This window comes from Streptosporangium sandarakinum (genome assembly GCF_050942225.1).
Lineage (GTDB): Bacteria > Actinomycetota > Actinomycetes > Streptosporangiales > Streptosporangiaceae > Streptosporangium > Streptosporangium nondiastaticum.
Genome location: NZ_CP192034.1, coordinates 1294809 through 1309367 on the forward strand (window position 1 = coordinate 1294809; position 14559 = coordinate 1309367).

General features: G+C 72.9%; 13 protein-coding genes. 5 read left to right on the forward strand and 8 right to left on the reverse strand.

The window, feature by feature from the left end:
• Window position 1 precedes the first annotated feature (1 nt).
• The 3 genes from ACQP10_RS06255 to ACQP10_RS06265 all read left to right on the forward strand — a co-directional run bounded on the left by ACQP10_RS06255 (window position 2) and on the right by ACQP10_RS06265 (window position 2907).
• Window positions 2–1042 (forward strand): iron-containing alcohol dehydrogenase family protein, encoded by a 1041-nt coding sequence (locus ACQP10_RS06255; RefSeq protein WP_346021876.1) that lies wholly within the window; start codon window positions 2–4, stop codon window positions 1040–1042.
• A complete protein-coding gene (locus tag ACQP10_RS06260) occupies window positions 1020–1787 on the forward strand; it encodes a CDP-alcohol phosphatidyltransferase family protein (protein ID WP_179819463.1) in 768 nt (255 codons plus the stop codon). Before ACQP10_RS06255 ends, ACQP10_RS06260 begins: the two co-directional genes overlap by 23 nt.
• Window positions 1788–2025: 238 nt before the next feature.
• Window positions 2026–2907: a glycosyltransferase family 2 protein gene (locus tag ACQP10_RS06265; protein WP_189246610.1), complete on the forward strand. Its 882-nt coding sequence runs from the start codon at window positions 2026–2028 to the stop codon at window positions 2905–2907.
• A gap of 91 nt (window positions 2908–2998) precedes the next feature.
• Here ACQP10_RS06265 and ACQP10_RS06270 read toward each other — a convergent pair whose 3' ends face one another.
• Window positions 2999–3325 carry a hypothetical protein gene (locus tag ACQP10_RS06270; RefSeq protein WP_346021877.1) on the reverse strand — a complete coding sequence of 109 codons (327 nt, stop codon included), beginning with the start codon at window positions 3323–3325 and terminating at the stop codon, window positions 2999–3001.
• 286 nt (window positions 3326–3611) lie between these two features.
• The gene (locus ACQP10_RS06275) at window positions 3612–4364 is read right to left on the reverse strand and encodes an SDR family NAD(P)-dependent oxidoreductase (RefSeq protein WP_433541030.1); all 753 of its coding nucleotides are present in this window, start codon (window positions 4362–4364) and stop codon (window positions 3612–3614) included.
• 118 nt (window positions 4365–4482) lie between these two features.
• Between ACQP10_RS06275 and ACQP10_RS06280 the strand changes: the two genes are divergently transcribed.
• Window positions 4483–4869 (forward strand): VOC family protein, encoded by a 387-nt coding sequence (locus ACQP10_RS06280; protein WP_433541882.1) that lies wholly within the window; start codon window positions 4483–4485, stop codon window positions 4867–4869.
• A 19-nt stretch (window positions 4870–4888) separates the two neighbouring features.
• Here ACQP10_RS06280 and ACQP10_RS06285 read toward each other — a convergent pair whose 3' ends face one another.
• Both ACQP10_RS06285 and ACQP10_RS06290 read right to left on the reverse strand, forming a co-directional pair.
• Entirely contained in the window at window positions 4889–6043 is a 1155-nt protein-coding gene (locus tag ACQP10_RS06285) for a sensor histidine kinase (protein WP_346021878.1), read from the reverse strand.
• 67 nt (window positions 6044–6110) lie between these two features.
• Window positions 6111–6767: a response regulator transcription factor gene (locus ACQP10_RS06290; RefSeq protein WP_346022135.1), complete on the reverse strand. Its 657-nt coding sequence runs from the start codon at window positions 6765–6767 to the stop codon at window positions 6111–6113.
• A 172-nt stretch (window positions 6768–6939) separates the two neighbouring features.
• Between ACQP10_RS06290 and ACQP10_RS06295 the strand changes: the two genes are divergently transcribed.
• Window positions 6940–8352 carry a hypothetical protein gene (locus ACQP10_RS06295; protein ID WP_433541031.1) on the forward strand — a complete coding sequence of 471 codons (1413 nt, stop codon included), beginning with the start codon at window positions 6940–6942 and terminating at the stop codon, window positions 8350–8352.
• Window positions 8353–8378: 26 nt separating this feature from the next.
• Here ACQP10_RS06295 and ACQP10_RS06300 read toward each other — a convergent pair whose 3' ends face one another.
• The 4 genes from ACQP10_RS06300 to ACQP10_RS06315 all read right to left on the reverse strand — a co-directional run bounded on the left by ACQP10_RS06300 (window position 8379) and on the right by ACQP10_RS06315 (window position 14430).
• Window positions 8379–9116 (reverse strand): acetoacetate decarboxylase family protein, encoded by a 738-nt coding sequence (locus ACQP10_RS06300; RefSeq protein ID WP_179819456.1) that lies wholly within the window; start codon window positions 9114–9116, stop codon window positions 8379–8381.
• A gap of 241 nt (window positions 9117–9357) precedes the next feature.
• Window positions 9358–10470 carry a glycosyltransferase gene (locus ACQP10_RS06305; protein WP_433541032.1) on the reverse strand — a complete coding sequence of 371 codons (1113 nt, stop codon included), beginning with the start codon at window positions 10468–10470 and terminating at the stop codon, window positions 9358–9360.
• 49 nt (window positions 10471–10519) lie between these two features.
• Window positions 10520–11899 carry an acyltransferase family protein gene (locus tag ACQP10_RS06310; protein ID WP_433541033.1) on the reverse strand — a complete coding sequence of 460 codons (1380 nt, stop codon included), beginning with the start codon at window positions 11897–11899 and terminating at the stop codon, window positions 10520–10522.
• A 956-nt stretch (window positions 11900–12855) separates the two neighbouring features.
• Window positions 12856–14430 carry an LCP family protein gene (locus ACQP10_RS06315; RefSeq protein WP_179819453.1) on the reverse strand — a complete coding sequence of 525 codons (1575 nt, stop codon included), beginning with the start codon at window positions 14428–14430 and terminating at the stop codon, window positions 12856–12858.
• Window positions 14431–14559: the final 129 nt, after the last annotated feature.

Here is a 14559-nt window from a genome sequence, read left to right on the forward strand (position 1 = left end):
GATGCTCCCCGCCCCCCTGACCATGGAGGTGCGGCGGGGGGCGATCGCCCAGCTCGGCTCGCTGCTGGCCGACAGCCGGGTGGCGACCTCCGGGCGGGTGGCGGTGGCGGTGGGCGCCGGTCAGGGTGACAAGATCACCTCGATCATCGCCCCCTCCCTCGGCGAGGCCCGGATCTTCCGGGTGCCCGACGGCTCGGTGGACGCCGCGGTCACGCTCGGCGCCGACCTGCGCAAGGGCGCCTACGAGGCGGTCGTCGGCATCGGCGGCGGCAAGACCATCGACGCCACGAAGTACGCCGCGTCGCTCGCGGGCATCCCGATGGTGGCGGTGGCCACCAACCTGTCGCACGACGGGATCTGCTCGCCGGTGGCGTCGCTGACCCACGACGGCGGCAAGGGGTCCTTCGGCGTGCCGATGCCGCTGGCCATCATGGTCGACCTCGACTTCGTCCACGACGCTCCGTCGTCGCTGGTCCGCTCCGGCGTCGGCGACGTGGTGAGCAACCTGTCGGCGATCGAGGACTGGCAGCTCGGCAACGCCGAGCGCGGCGAGCCGATCGACGGCGTGGCCTGCGCGATGGCCCGCACCGCGGCGGAGGCGGTGATGGGGCGGTCCGACTCGGTCGAGTCCGACGCGTTCCTGACCGTGCTGGCCGAGGCGCTCATCCTCTCCGGGATGTCGATGGTGATCGCCGGGTCCTCCCGTCCTTCGAGCGGTGGAGATCATGAGATCCTTCATGCCGTGGACCAGCTCTTCCCCGGCACCTCCAACCACGGCGAGCTCGCCGGGATCGGTGCCGCCTTCTGCTTCTTCCTGCGCGAGGACGAACGGAGACTCGGCGAGGTCGCCGAGTGTCTGCGCTCGCACGGCCTCCCGGTCAGCCCCGCCGACGCCGGGCTGAGCGTGGGGCAGTTCACCGAGGCGGTCGTACTGGCTCCGGCGACCCGCCCGGGCCGCTACACGATCCTTGAGCACCTGCGCCTGTCCGAGGCCGAGATCCGCGATCGGGTGGAAGATTATGTCCGGACCATCGGTCGCTGAGTTCCGCGCGGTCGCCCAGCCGCACTCGACCATGGACCGCAACAGCGGTGAGCACTGGGCCGGCGCGCTGTACATGCGCAAGCTGTCGATCTACGTCACCTGGGTGCTGGCCAAGACGCCGATCACCCCCAACCAGACCACCTGGCTGATGATCCTCACCGGGCTGCTGGCGGGCGCGGTCCTGGCGGTGCCCACCCTGTGGGCCGCCGTGCTGGCCGCCCTGCTGGTCCAGCTCTACCTGCTGCTCGACTGCTCCGACGGCGAGCTGGCGCGGTGGACCGGGCGGACCTCCATCACCGGCGTCTACCTCGACCGGGTCGGCCACTACTTCGCCGAGGCGGCCATGCTCATCGGGCTGGGCTTCCGGGCGTCGGAGGTCCGTCCCGACTGGTACACCGTGCTGGGCTTCGCCGCGGCGCTCGGCGCGATCCTGATCAAGGCGGAGACCGACCTGGTGGACGTGGCGCGCGCCCGGTCCGGCCTGGTCGCGGCCACCGAGGCGTCGGCGGAGCACTTCCGCTCACGCGGCCTGGGAATGGCCCGCCGGGCCGCCGCCGCGCTGAGGTTCCACCGGATCGTCCAGGCGGTCGAGCTGTCCCTCCTCGTGGTGGTCGCCGCGATCTGGGACCAGATCGCCGGCGGCCTGGCCGCGACCAGGGTGCTGACGGTGGCCTGCGTCGTGGTGGCCGTGCTGCAGATGGCGCTGCACCTGGTCAGCATCCTGGCCTCCCGGCGGCTCTCGTGAGCACCGGGCGACCGGAGGACGGATGCCGGGGAAGTGAACGGCGCGGAACCGGACGGCGTCGCGGTGCGTCGTAGGTGCGGAGATCCCGCGTCGTTTGGCGGGTGTTTGCCGACGGTTCCGATACGCTTGTCCTCCGTACCAGAGGGCTCCAGCAATGCCACAGCCGCCCGACCCAGCAGACTGGTGATCATGAAAGTATGTTCCGCACGTGCTCTCGACGCGTCAGGACGATGACCCGTTGAAGATTTCGTGCGTCATCCTCACCATGGGCACCCGGGTCCCCGAGCTGGGCCGCGCGGTCGAGTCCGCGCTGAACCAGGTCGACGGCGACGTCGAGGTGGTCATCGTCGGCAACGGCGCGGACGTCCCCGAGCTGGCGGTGACCGTGCCGCCGGGCTCGTCGGCGTCGATCAAGACGATACGGCTCAGCCACAACACCGGCATCCCGGCCGGCCGCAACCGCGGCGTCGAGGAGTGTTCGGGCGACGTCGTGCTCTTCCTCGACGACGACGGCTGGTACGGCGACACGAACCTCGTCTCCCACCTGCGCGAGCGCTTCTCCACCGAGCACGACCTCGCGGTCGTCTCGTTCCGGGTGAAGGACCCCGACGGCGGCGCCGGTCAGCGCCGGCACGTCCCGCGGCTGCGCGCGGGCGACCCCGAGCGGTCCTCCCCGGTCACCACCTTCCTGGGCGGCGCCTGCGCCATCCGGCGGTCGGCCTTCCTACAGGTCGGCGGTCTCCCCGAGCGGTTCTTCTACGCCCATGAGGAGACCGACCTGGCCTGGCGGCTGCTGGGTGAGGGCTACCGGATCGAGTACGACGCGCAGACCGTCATGTACCACCCGCAGGTCCCGCCGACCCGGCACGCCGACTTCTATCGCCTCAACGCGCGCAACCGCGTCTGGCTGGCCCGGCGCAACCTGCCCTGGGCGCTGGCCGTGCCGTACCTCGTCAACTGGATCGTGCTGACCCTGGTCCGCGAGCGTTCCGGCACGGCGCTGCGCGCGTGGTTCAGGGGGTTCACCGAGGGCCTGCGCGAGCCGGCCGGGGAGCGCCGTCCCATGGGCTGGAAGACGGCCTGGCGGATGCTCCGCCTGGGCCGCCCGCCGATCGTCTGACCGCTCGCCCGGGGCCGCACGGCGCACGCGGAACCGGGGACGGGCGGCGTGCGCCGCACGACGTCCGCGTTCCCGGTTCCGGGCCGGCGCATCAGTCGCTGGTCATCGTGGGGGCCGGTGAGCCCGTCGTGGGCTTGGGCACCCGGATGGTCTTGCCGGGCCGCTGGCCGCTGCTGCGGGCCTGCAGGGTCGGGTAGCAGTCGTAGTAGCAGTAGTAGGCGTCGCAGTAGCGCAGGAAGCAGATCCAGCCGCTCGCGGTGGCGTCGGCGGTGCAGGCGACGGCGGGCGCGGCCTGCGCCACCCGTGCCACGAGCGGGGCCGAGGCCGCGTGGGCGGCCGTGGACAGCGAGGCGAGCAGGCCGCCGGCGAGCAGTGCCCCGGTCAGGGCCGCTCCGGTGCTGCGGATGAGGGTGTGCATGGTCCTCCTCGATCGGGCGTGACGTTCGACGAGAAAGAACGTAGTTCTTTCGTTACGGAGAGTCACGAACCGTGCGTCGGCGCGGTGCCCTCCGGAACGCGATGATCGAGCCTCTCAGGGTCACCCGTTGCGCGTGTGCGTCCTGCCGATCGCCGAGGACGGGTGGTCGCGTACCGTGCTCTCCGGCGGGTGCGGACGCGCCGCCGGGCTGGCGATGGCGGCGCCGTCGATCGAGGCCGCGAGCACGTCGCGCTCGCGGCCGGTCCGGGGCGGCGCGACCCGGGTCTCAGGCGGTGGCGCCGCCGTCGAGGACGAGGTCGAGCCCCACGGCGTAGCCGGCCTCGTCGGAGGCGAGCCAGAGCACGGTGCCGGTGATCTCCTCCAGGGAGCCGACCCTGCCGATCGGCGACTGCTCCTTCATCCGGGCGGCCCGGTCGGCCTCGGTCTCGCCGGGCCGCATCGACATCGGGGTGTCGAACGGGCCGGGGCTGACCGCGTTGACGCGGATGCCCTCGCCGACGCACTCCAGGGCCGTGGTCCGGGTCAGCGCGCTGACCGCGGCCTTGGACGCCGCGTAGGCGCCGAGCCCGGGGAGCCTGCGGTGCGCGCCGATGTTGGAGGCGATGTTGACGATCGCGCCGCCGCCCCGGGCGCGCATCGCCCTGATCTCGTGCTTCATGGCGAGGAAGACGCCGGTCGTGTTCACGGTGAGGACCCGGGTCCACTCCTCCTCCGAGGTCTCCGCGACCGGGGCGGCGGTGAAGGTCCCGGCGCTGTTGACCGCGACGTCCAGGCCGCCGAACCGGCCGGTGATCCCGTCGACGAGCGCGGCCACGTCCGCCGGGTCGGTCAGGTCGGCGGTGAACGCGGCGGCCCTGGCGCCCTCGGCCTCGGCGAGCTCGACGGTGCGCTCCAGGGCCTCCCTGCGGCGGCCGGCCACCGCCACGGTCGCCCCCTCCCGCGCGAATCCCAGGGCGACGGCCCGCCCGATGCCGGAGCCTCCGCCGGTGACCAGCACGACCCTGTCGGTGAATCTCATCTCTTCCACACCTCTACCGGATGTCCCGGACGCGACGGTCCCGCCGTGCGCCCAAATTTTGGACTGATCGTTCCTTAATCATGGCACACGTGATCCCCCCTAGGCTCGCGGGGTGCACATGGACCTTTTCACGATCATCGTCGAGGAGTACGACCCGGCCATCGAGTTCTTCACCGGGGTCCTGGGGTTCGACCTGGTGGAGGACTCGCCGTCGCTGACGAACGACGGGCGCCCCAAGCGGTGGGTCGTCGTGCGGCCGCCCGGCGCCCGGACCGGCGTCCTGCTCGCCCGGGCCGACGGGGAACGGCAGCGCGCCGCCGTCGGCGACCAGGTGGCCGGGCGCGTCGGGTTCTTCCTGCGGACGGACGACTTCGACGCCGCCTACGAGCGGATGACCGCCGCCGGGGTCGAGTTCGTCACGCCGCCGCGCGCCGAGCCGTACGGGCGCGTCGCGGTGTTCCGCGACATCGCCGGCAACCGGTGGGACCTGCTCGGCTCCGCCTGACCCCGCGCCGGCCCCGGGATCAGACGTTCACCTGCGGCAGCTCGACGGCCACCGTGAGCCCGCCCTCCTCGCGGGGCTCGGCGCTCACGGTGCCGCCGTGCGCCTCGGCGACCACCCGGACGATGGACAGCCCGAGACCGCTGCCCCGGTCGGAGCGCAACCGGTCCCCGTGCAGCCGCCGGAACGGCTCGAAGATCGTCTCGACCTCGTACGGCGGCACGGGCAGCCCGGTGTTGGACACGACCAGCTCGACCCGGTCGGTCCGCCGCCGGGTGGACACCCACAGCTGCCCGCCCGCGTGGTTGTGCCGGATCGCGTTCTCCACCAGGTTCTGGACGAGCCGCTCGACCAGCACCGCCTCACCCGCGGTGGGCGCCGGGTCGAGCAGCCGGTGGACGGTCACCCCCTGCTCCTTCGCCTCGCCGGCGGCCAGGTCGAGCACGTGCTCGGCCACGTCGGCCAGGTCGAAAGGACGCCGGTCGAGCACGGCGCGCTCGCCCTCGGCCAGGGCGAGCAACCCGTTGATCAACCGCTCGTGCCGGGTGTTGACCACCAGCAGGGACTCGCCGAGCCGCTTGACGTCCTCGCTCGCGTCCGGACGCCGGACCGCCACGTCCACCAGGGTGCGGTTGATGGTGAGCGGTGTGCGCAGCTCGTGCGAGGCGTTGGCGATGAACCGCCGCTGCCCGTCGAAGGAGCGGGACAGCCGGGCCAGGACGACGTCGATGGTGTCGGCGAGATCCTTGACCTCGTCGGGCGGCCCCTCGTGCGCGATGCGTTCGGTGAGGTCGTGGCTCTGGGAGACGCGCAGCGCGCTCGCCGTGACCGTCCGGACGGGGCGCATCGCCCAGCCGCCCGCCCGCCAGCCGGCCGCCGCCGCCAGCCCGCCGCCCGCGAGGACCGCGACACCACCCCAGGTCAGCACGCTTCTGACCGTGTCGGCCTGGTAGACGCGCCTTACCTGCGCGACCCGCTGACCGGCGATGTAGTACTGCTTGCTGTCGGGCGTGTAGACGTTTCCCGCGACACTGATCCACCGGGGCTGCCGGAGCCCGTCACGGGGCTCCAGGCTCTGCCGTACGACGAGGGCGAGCGCGGCGACCAGGACGATCCCGACGAGGACGAACACTCCACCGCAGGCGAGGGCGAACCGGAGCCTGACACTGCCCTTCATGGATTCCTCCGGTGTGGGGACCCCGCCTCCGGAGAGGCTCCGGCGGGGCTTCGGGAATGAGGGGAGATCACGGGATCCGGTACCCCGCCCCGGTGATCGTCTCGATGACCGGCGGGTCACCGAGCTTACGGCGCAGTTTCATCATCGTCGTGCGCACCGTGTTGGTGAACGGGTCGATGTGCTCGTCCCACACCTTCTCCAGCAACGTCTCGGCGGAGACCACCGCTCCGCGGGCGCGCAGCAGCTCGGCCAGCACGCCGAACTCCTTCCGCGCCAGCGGCACGTAGCGGCCGTCCCGGAACACCTGCCGGTGCGCCCAGTCCAGGCGGACGCCCGCCCGCTCCAGGATCGGCGGGTCGGCCGCCCGGACCCGCCGGCCCAGCGCGTGGACCCGCGCCACCAGTTCCTCGAACGCGAACGGCTTGGGCAGGTAGTCGTCCGCGCCGAGCGACAGGCCGGTCACCCTGGAGCGCACGTCCCCCGACGCGGTGAGCATGAGGATGCGCACGGCCGCGGCGTCGGCCACCACGGCCCGGCACACCTCGTCGCCGTGCAGGCCCGGCAGGTCCCGATCCAGGATCAGCACGTCGTAGTCGTTGACCCGCACGCGCTCCAGCGCCGCCTCGCCGTCGTAGGCGACGTCCACGGCGAGAGCCTCCCCGCGCAGCCCCTCCGCGATCGAGTCGGCGAGCATCCGCTCGTCCTCGGCGATCAGTACCCGCAACGTGCTGCCCCCCATGCCATCAACGCCATGCGATGCCGTCGGATCGCGCCACCATGCCATCAACGCCATAACGCGGACGTAACCGGATCAGGTGACGACGAGTTTATCGATCATCCGTTTCAGTTCCCCTTCGACGCCGGGAACCGCCCGGCCCCGAACCGGGGGTCCTGCCGTGCTCACCTCACCCGGCGACGTCCGGGCCGAATCCGTCATCGCCGAGGGCGCCGCACGCCGCCGTCCGCGCCGGGCGTTCCTCGCCGGCCACGTCCTGTTCGCCGTCGTGATCACCCTGGCGGCGGCGCTGCGCGTGGTCGTCATGCTCGGCTACGACACCGCCCAGCTCTACTGGTACGACTCGTTCACCTACCTGGACACGGCCGTCCACCTGAAACCCGGCGGCGCGTTCCATCCCGCCGGGTACTCGCTGTTCCTGTGGCTGCTGCGGCCGTTCCACAGCGTCGAGCTGGTGGTGGGCGCGCAGCACGTCATGGGGCTCGGCATGGGTCTGATGATCTATCTCCTGTTGCGCCGCCGTTCGCTGCCCGCGTGGGGCGCGACGCCGGCGACGCTGCCCGTGCTGTTCAACCCGGCGTTCCTCCGGCTCGAACACGCGGTGCTCTCCGACACCCAGGTCACGTTCCTCGTCATCGCCGCGCTGACGGTCATCATGTGGCGGGCGAAGCCCTCCGTGCGGTCGGCCGCCGCGGCCGGGGCGCTGCTGGCGGCGGCCGGGCTCACCCGGACGGCCGCGGTGCCGTTGCTCGCCCTGTTCGTGCTCCACCTGCTCCTGCGGCGGGCCGGATGGCGGCGGGTGGTGGCGCTGGTGGTCGCGGGAACGCTGCCGCTCGCCGCCTACGCGGGCTGGTACCGCCAGCACCACGGGCGCTTCGCGTTCAGCGGCTCGGACGGGGTGGCGCTGTGGGCGCGCACCATGACGTTCGCCGACTGCTCGAAGATCAGGCCACCGGCCGCCGAGGCGCGTCTCTGCCCGAACGGCACCGTCGTCGACGCGGCCTCGGAGTACGTGTGGGCCGCGGGCGCCTCACTCAACCGCCTGCCGGGGGACCGGTTCTCCCACAACGACCTGGCCAGGTCGTTCGCGGTGCGCGCCATCGCCGCCCAGCCGTTCGACTACCTGCGCGAGGTCGCCTCCGACGCGTCGCTCGCGTTCGCGCAGACGCCCGTGCGCCACCCGAAGCGGATCGTTCCGGCCCTGACGTTCCCGGTGGGATCCTGGCCGCTGCCGTCGTTCCCGCTGATCGACCAGGTTCGGAGGGAGTACGACCCCGCCATCCGCGGGATGTCGTCCGTCGCGCCCTACGACGCGTTCTTCACGGCGTACCGCTACCCGAACGTCCTGCACGGCCCGCTGTTCGGGGTGCTCCTGCTGCTCGGCGGACTCGGCGCGATCGGGCGGCGGCGTGCCGCCCTGCTGCCGTGGGCCGTGGCGATGTTCCTGTTCGTCGGGCCGATCGCCGCGCTCGACTTCGACCACCGCTACATGCTGCCCGCGATCCCGGTGGCGTGCGCCGCCGCCGCGCTGGGCGCGGCGAGCCTGTGGCGCACCCGCCCCGGCCGCCGCTGAGCTCTCCCGCGCCGCCGCCCCGGGCCCTAGAGGGTCTTGGCCTCCTCGAAGCGCATGGTCACGTGCGAGGCGGTGGCGGTCAGGAAGGCGCCGCCGGGCAGGCCCAGCTCGCTCAGCTCCCTGGCGACGGGGTGGTTGCCCAGGCGGATCAGGGCGCCCGCCGGACGCACCCGCCCGCCGCGCGGCGCCACCGACCAGGGAACGCGGCGGGTGACGCCGTCCAGATGGGTGTAGGCGTCGGTGCGGGCGGTCAGGCCGGGCGCGGGCACCGGCAGGCCGGGCCGCAACAGGAGGTCCAGCACCAGGCGGCCGTCCTGGCGGACGACGCACCGCTTGTAGGGGGACGACAGGCGCAGGTCGATGTCGGCCAGCTCCTTGGGGAAACCCCAGATCGTACGGCCGGCCTCCAGGGTGAACCCCTGGTCGACGGGGAGCCAGTGGACGAACACCCCCGCCCCGTCCCGCAGCAGCTCGGAAAGGCCGCGGCGCAGACCGCGGCGGGGCGCCGGACCCGCCTCCGGCGGCCGGACCAGGAAGGTCACCCCGAACTCGTGGTAGGCGCCCAGGTCTCCCTCGGTGTAGTCCAGGAACGCCAGCGTGCACAGCGCCTTGCCGGGAAGCACCTCGACGACGTCGAGCCCCGAGTAGGCGATCACGGCGCGGGCCGCGTCGGCACGGACCAGATAGGAGGCCGTGCAGGCCATGGCGTCCCGGATGCGGACCGGCGTGGCGACCTCGCGGCCCTGGATCAGATGGCGTGCCATGGCTCCTCTAGACCAATCTTCGGCTCTCCCGTCACTGTGGTTTGGCATACCCCCGAAGAACCCGGCATTCACGTGCCGGGAGGGGAACCCGGCGGGCTCCGCGAACCTCACGGGTTCCGGTGGCGGGCGGGAGGACGCTCAGGCGGCGGCCGGGGGCCCGCCCGGACCGGGCCGGCACGCGGGCCGGGGCGGTCCGTCAGGCGGGCAGGGGGCGGGGACGGGCGGGTGCCGGGGCGGTCCGTCAGGCGGGCAGGGGGCGGGGACGGGCGGGTGCCGGGGCGGCGCCCGTCGCGGCCCAGCCCTCCAGCAGCTCGACGAACCCGCCCGCGTGGTCGGCCCAGTTGTGGTGGCGCAGCGCCTCCCGGTGGCCGCGCGCGCCCAGGTCCGCCGCCCGGACGGGGTCGTCCCGCAGCGCCAGTACGGCGCGCAGCGCGGCGTCCACGTCGCCGAAGGGCACCACCACGCCGCAGCCGGTCCGCTCGACCACCGCGGCGGCGGCCGGGGCCGGGGTGGTGATGACCGGGAGTCCCCTGGCCATGTACTCGACGACCTTGGCCGGTACGGCCCGCCCGGCGCCGGGCAGGTCGTGCGGGAGCGCGAGCCCGGCCAGGGCGCCCTCGGCCATCCGCGTCGCGTGCCGGTCGGGCACGTGGCCGTACCAGTCGAGCAGGCCCGCCCGCTGCGCGTCGCGGACCGCCGGGCGGACCGCCGGGTCGGCCTCGCCGATCAGGTCCGTCCTGATCCCGTACGGCGCCAGCCGCCGGGCCAGCTCGACCAGCTCGGCCACGCCGCCGTCCGCGCGGAGCCTGCCCAGGTGGACGACCCGCCCACCGGCGGGCGGCCGCGGCGGCCGCTCGGGCACCCGGGCGGCGCGGGGGACCACGGGATGGGACAGTTGGAACCGCTCCCGGTGGGAGGCGTCGGCCAGGATCAGGTGGACGCGGTGCTCGGCGCGGGACTCGGCGAGGCGGAGCAGGGGCCGCGGGAGGCGGAGCCCGGGGAACGAACCGGCCGCCCACGGCCCGGAGGCGTCGTCGCGGACGTCCCAGACGGTGACGGGGCGGCGGCGGGGCAGCCTGAGCAGCGACGCGAGGTCGCAGACGAGGAGCAGGTCGGCGTCCTCGGTCCCGCGCCGCAGCGCCCCGCGCACGGCCCGCAGCGCCCGGCCGTGGTGGGCGCCGAGCGCGCGCGGGACGTCGATCGCGCGGATACCGGGGGCCGGGGTGACGTTGCAGTCGGTGAAAGGGGCGACATAGGTGACCTCGTGCCCCGCGTCGAGGAGGGCCCGGATCTGCCTGTGCATGATCCGGGCGTCCTCGGGATGGTGGACGATCGTCCCGACACATACCCTCATACGCCGATGCTGGGCGGAGGTTCCGTCCTCACCGGGTGTGCCGGGTTAATCACCGGGGAAGCGGGGCTGAACTCTCCCTGCGGGCGGGCCCGGCGGCCGGGTCCACGGGCGTCGCGGCGGCGGGCATGTCCGCGGCGGGCACCGTCGAGGACGGGCGCGCCGCCTCCCCGGCCGGGCGCCGGTAGAGCCACACCAGGCGCGGCTCCAGCAGCCACTTGAAGGCCGTGCGGGTCACCGGCAGGCAGAGGATGATCGCCAGCACCAGCGCGCTGCAGGTGATCGCGATCACGCCCAGCGGGCCGTACAGCCAGGGGAAGCTCAGCCACTTCTGGTCCTTGGCGACGAGCACGACGACACCGTGCAGCAGGTAGGCGTAGAGGGTGCGGGTGCCGAGGTCGGAGAACCACGTCTGGCGCCGCGGCACCACGGCCAGCAGTGCCACCGAGAGCACCAGCCCGGCCAGCAGCATCGCGCCGCGCACGCCGAGGCCGAGCCACCAGCTCATGTCCATGGACTTGAAGCTGTAGCGGTAGTAGACCGGCTTGAGGCTGACGTGCGGGGCGATGAAGATCGCCACCGCGGCGCCCGCGGCCAGGACGACCCCGCCGGTGATCCGCACCCACAGCGGCTTGAGCAGGTCGAAGTGCTCCGGCTTGAGCACCAGGCCGATCACGTAGAAGGGGAGCAGGCCGAAGAAGCGGTCGATGCTGAAGTCGCCGGAGATCTCCGAGAAGCCGGCGACCATGGAGATGACGAGCGCGACGAGCACCGGCTGCCGCATGCGGTTCCAGATGGGCGTGGAGATCCGCCACAGCACCAGGGCGAGCAGGTACCAGTTCAGCCACGCCGGGTCGATGATCGTCAGGGACCACTTCTGGCCGACCGCGTAGCGCAGCAGCGCGTACCCCAGCTCCACGACCGCGTACGGCACCAGCATGGTGTCGACCAGCTTGTTGATCTTGGCGTTGGAGTTCCAGAAGTTGCGCCCGAGATAACCGCTGACCAGCACGAACGCGGGCATGTGGAACGTGTAGATGAAGAGGTACGCGGCCTTGGACGAGTGCGCCGCCAGGGTCGGGACCAGCGAGTGGCCGGTCACCACCAGGGCGATCAGGACGAACTTGACGTTGTCGAGGTACGGCTCGCGCTTCTTCTTGGCCGGAGGGGCGGGCGGCTCCTCCTCGGGCCGCGGCTCCTCGTCCGCCTCGGGGTAGCGGCCCCAGCGCGACGACTCGGTCTGGGGCTTGTCCCAGTAGGAGAACGGCCGCTCGCCGGCTCCGGTCTCCGGCCGGGCCGGGGCGGAGGCGGCCGACGCCCACGCCGGGATGTGCGCGCCCGTGGGCGCCGGCGTCCACGCCGGGTCCAGCGGGTCCGGCGTCCCCCGGCCGGGGCGCTTCGTGCGATCCGGCCGCCCCGGGGTCCGGGACACCGCCCCCGGGGGCGGGGGCGCCCGGCGCCCAGGGGTCCTGGGCCGTCCGGTCGTGGTACGGCGCCCGCGCCCGCGGCGGGTCCCACGGCTCCTCGACCCCGGCCGGCGTCCACGGCTCCTCGACCCCGGCCGGCGCCCAGGGCTCCTCGGCCCGGGACTGCGCCCAGCCGTCCCGGGGGTGGGCGACTCGGCCCCCCAGCCGGGGGTCTCGCCGCGGCCGGACGCCGGAGCGTGCCGGCCCGGGGCCTCGTGGAAGCCGTGAGTCTCCCGGAGCGGGGACTCGTGCGACCCGTGGGCGTGCCGGCCAGGGGCCTCGTGCGAGCCGGGCGCGGGGGAGTCCCAGGGGGAGGCGGGCGATTCCCGGGCGGGCTCACGGTAGGGCGGGTAGCCCCACGCGGTGACCTCGCCGGCCCCCTCGTCCCGGGTCCGGTCGTCCCCGCGGTGGTCCCGGTCGTCTCCGCGGTGACCCCGGTCGCCGCCACGACGGCCCCGGCCGCTCTCGCCCGGCGGCTCCGGCCAGGAGGGCTGGGGCGCCTCGGACGCCGGCCACCGGTCGGGCGTCCGGTCCTGCCCGCCTCCGGACCCGCCGGGGCCGTCGTCTCGGGGAGCCGGTACCTGGAAGGGGAATCGGGGATCACTCACGGGGCAAACGCTCGGCTATCTCTCGGAAGGCGGAAGGTGGGCTCGATCATCTCTCTGAAACGGGACCGGTGGGTCGCGCCGGCGGGACGCCCGGGGATCGCCGAGGGATGCGGCAGAGTGAGGTCCGCCTCGCCGACCCGACAACCCTAGACCGGGAACGCGGCCGATGTCGCACAACGGCTCCGGCGGACGCCGGGTTCCCCGGAAAACGTGACCTGGTGCCCAGCCCGCCGTGACCCGGCGCCCGGCGTCCGGGGCGGCGTCCGTCGCGGACGCCGCCCCGCGCGCCGGGCGCGGGCCGCGGGCTTCGCGGATCACTGGCAGGGGTCGGTCTTGCTGTCGACGACGTTGCCCTTGAGGGAGTCGGGGATCTTGGTGGGGACGCGGACGCCCTTCCAGTCGTTGCCGATGACCAGCTGGATGATCGGGCCCTTGGGAGGCGTGGTGACCGGGATGGTCGGCGCGTAGTTCTGCACGTTGGTGGGCCGCATCTTGCCCGCGACGGGGGTGAGCTTGTCACCCGAGAGCCGCAGGGCCAGCGCGTCGCCGTACGCGGCGCCCTCGGTCTCGGCCTTGGCGTAGCGGACCGAGGTGGTGGGCACGCCGGTGGCCGGGCCGGCGTTGCCGGTCTGGACCACCACGAAGCCCTGGTCGGCCAGTTTGGCGGCCGCCTCGCCGGCCACGCCGGGCCTGCCGGTGCCGTTCAGCACCTGGATCCGGACCTGCTCGTTCTTGACGGCCGGCTTGGTGGACGCCTTGTCCGGCTGGGTCACCTCGGTGTCGGCGCGGATCGCCTCGAACAGGTTGGCGGCCTCGGGCCGCCAGACGACCCGGTTCTTGTCGGCCGGGTCGGGCATCCACGGGACGGTGATGGCCTGCAGGCCCTTGGCGGTGAGCTTCTTCGCGCTCTGGGCGATCTCCAGCATGCGGTTGACGTTGAGGTGGCTGTCCATGGTGAGCGAGCCGGCCGCGGCCTTCAGGAAGGAGTTCAGCTTGATCGGGTCGGTCAGCAGGTCGGAGCTGGTGGCCTTCTTCATCACCTGGTTGAGGAAGACCTGCTGCCGTTTGATCCGGCTGAGGTCGCTGCCGTCGCCCATCGAGTATCGGGCCCGGACGTAGGCGAGGGCCGTCTCGCCCTTCACGACGTGGTTGCCCGCCTTGAGCTCCAGCTTGGCCTTCTTGTCCACCACGTCCTTGGAGACGCAGATCGGGACACCGCCCAGCGCGTCCACGATGTTCTTGAACCCGGAGAAGTCGACCTTGACGAAGTGGTCGATGTGGATCTGGGTCAGCGACTCGATCGTCTTCCAGGTGCAGGCGATGCCGCCCTCGTTGAACGTCGCGTTGATCATTCTGGGGCCGGGGGGAATGACCGCCTTGGTCTGGGGGCTACGGCATTCGGGCACCTGGACCACGGAGTCCCGGGGGAAGCTGATCAGGGTCGCCTTGTCGCGGTCCGGGGAGATGTGGAGCAGCATGATCGTGTCGGTCCGCTCGCCCAGGCCCTGCATGTGCTGGCCGTACCTCTTGTTGCCGGCGCCTTCGCGGGTGTCGGAGCCCACGATGAGTACGTTGAGCGCGCCGGTCTCCGGCGGGCGGTTCTTGCCGAGCTCGTCATCGATGTTGAGTTTCTTAAACTCGCCCTCGATGTCGTGGTAGACCTTGTAGCCGCCCAGCGTGCCGAGGACCAGCAGGCCGGTCACCCCGATGCCGATCCAGCGGCTCAGGCCCAGCCCACCGCGTCGCGGTGACCTGGATGAGCGGCGGGACACCGGGGGCTCCTCGGGCGGGGGCCGGTCGTCGCCGCCCGCGCGCCGCGCGGCCCTGCGGCCGGGCCCGGTGGGCTCGGCCCGTCGGTCCTTCACAGCGACTTGCCGATGGTCGCTCATGCGATCTCCTCGCCTGGCGGCAACGTCCGGTGCTGTCTCAGCTCGCTCATTGCGCCCAAAGAGTAGGTCACGAGACGAGTGCCGGACGACATGATGATGCGAACTTGGTCATGACAGCCCTGACAGCCC

Excerpts from the sequence above, each read along its gene's own strand:
- ACQP10_RS06275 (WP_433541030.1), bottom strand. The coding sequence starts at position 4,364 with ATGAGATTCACCGACAGGGTCGTGCTGGTCACCGGCGGAGGCTCCGGC.
- ACQP10_RS06260 (WP_179819463.1), top strand. The coding sequence starts at position 1,020 with ATGTCCGGACCATCGGTCGCTGAGTTCCGCGCGGTCGCCCAGCCGCAC.
- ACQP10_RS06300 (WP_179819456.1), bottom strand. The coding sequence starts at position 9,116 with ATGGCACGCCATCTGATCCAGGGCCGCGAGGTCGCCACGCCGGTCCGC.
- ACQP10_RS06305 (WP_433541032.1), bottom strand. The coding sequence starts at position 10,470 with ATGAGGGTATGTGTCGGGACGATCGTCCACCATCCCGAGGACGCCCGG.
- ACQP10_RS06270 (WP_346021877.1), bottom strand. The coding sequence starts at position 3,325 with ATGCACACCCTCATCCGCAGCACCGGAGCGGCCCTGACCGGGGCACTG.
- ACQP10_RS06285 (WP_346021878.1), bottom strand. The coding sequence starts at position 6,043 with ATGAAGGGCAGTGTCAGGCTCCGGTTCGCCCTCGCCTGCGGTGGAGTG.
- ACQP10_RS06255 (WP_346021876.1), top strand. The coding sequence starts at position 2 with ATGCTCCCCGCCCCCCTGACCATGGAGGTGCGGCGGGGGGCGATCGCC.
- ACQP10_RS06280 (WP_433541882.1), top strand. The coding sequence starts at position 4,483 with ATGGACCTTTTCACGATCATCGTCGAGGAGTACGACCCGGCCATCGAG.
- ACQP10_RS06315 (WP_179819453.1), bottom strand. The coding sequence starts at position 14,430 with ATGAGCGACCATCGGCAAGTCGCTGTGAAGGACCGACGGGCCGAGCCC.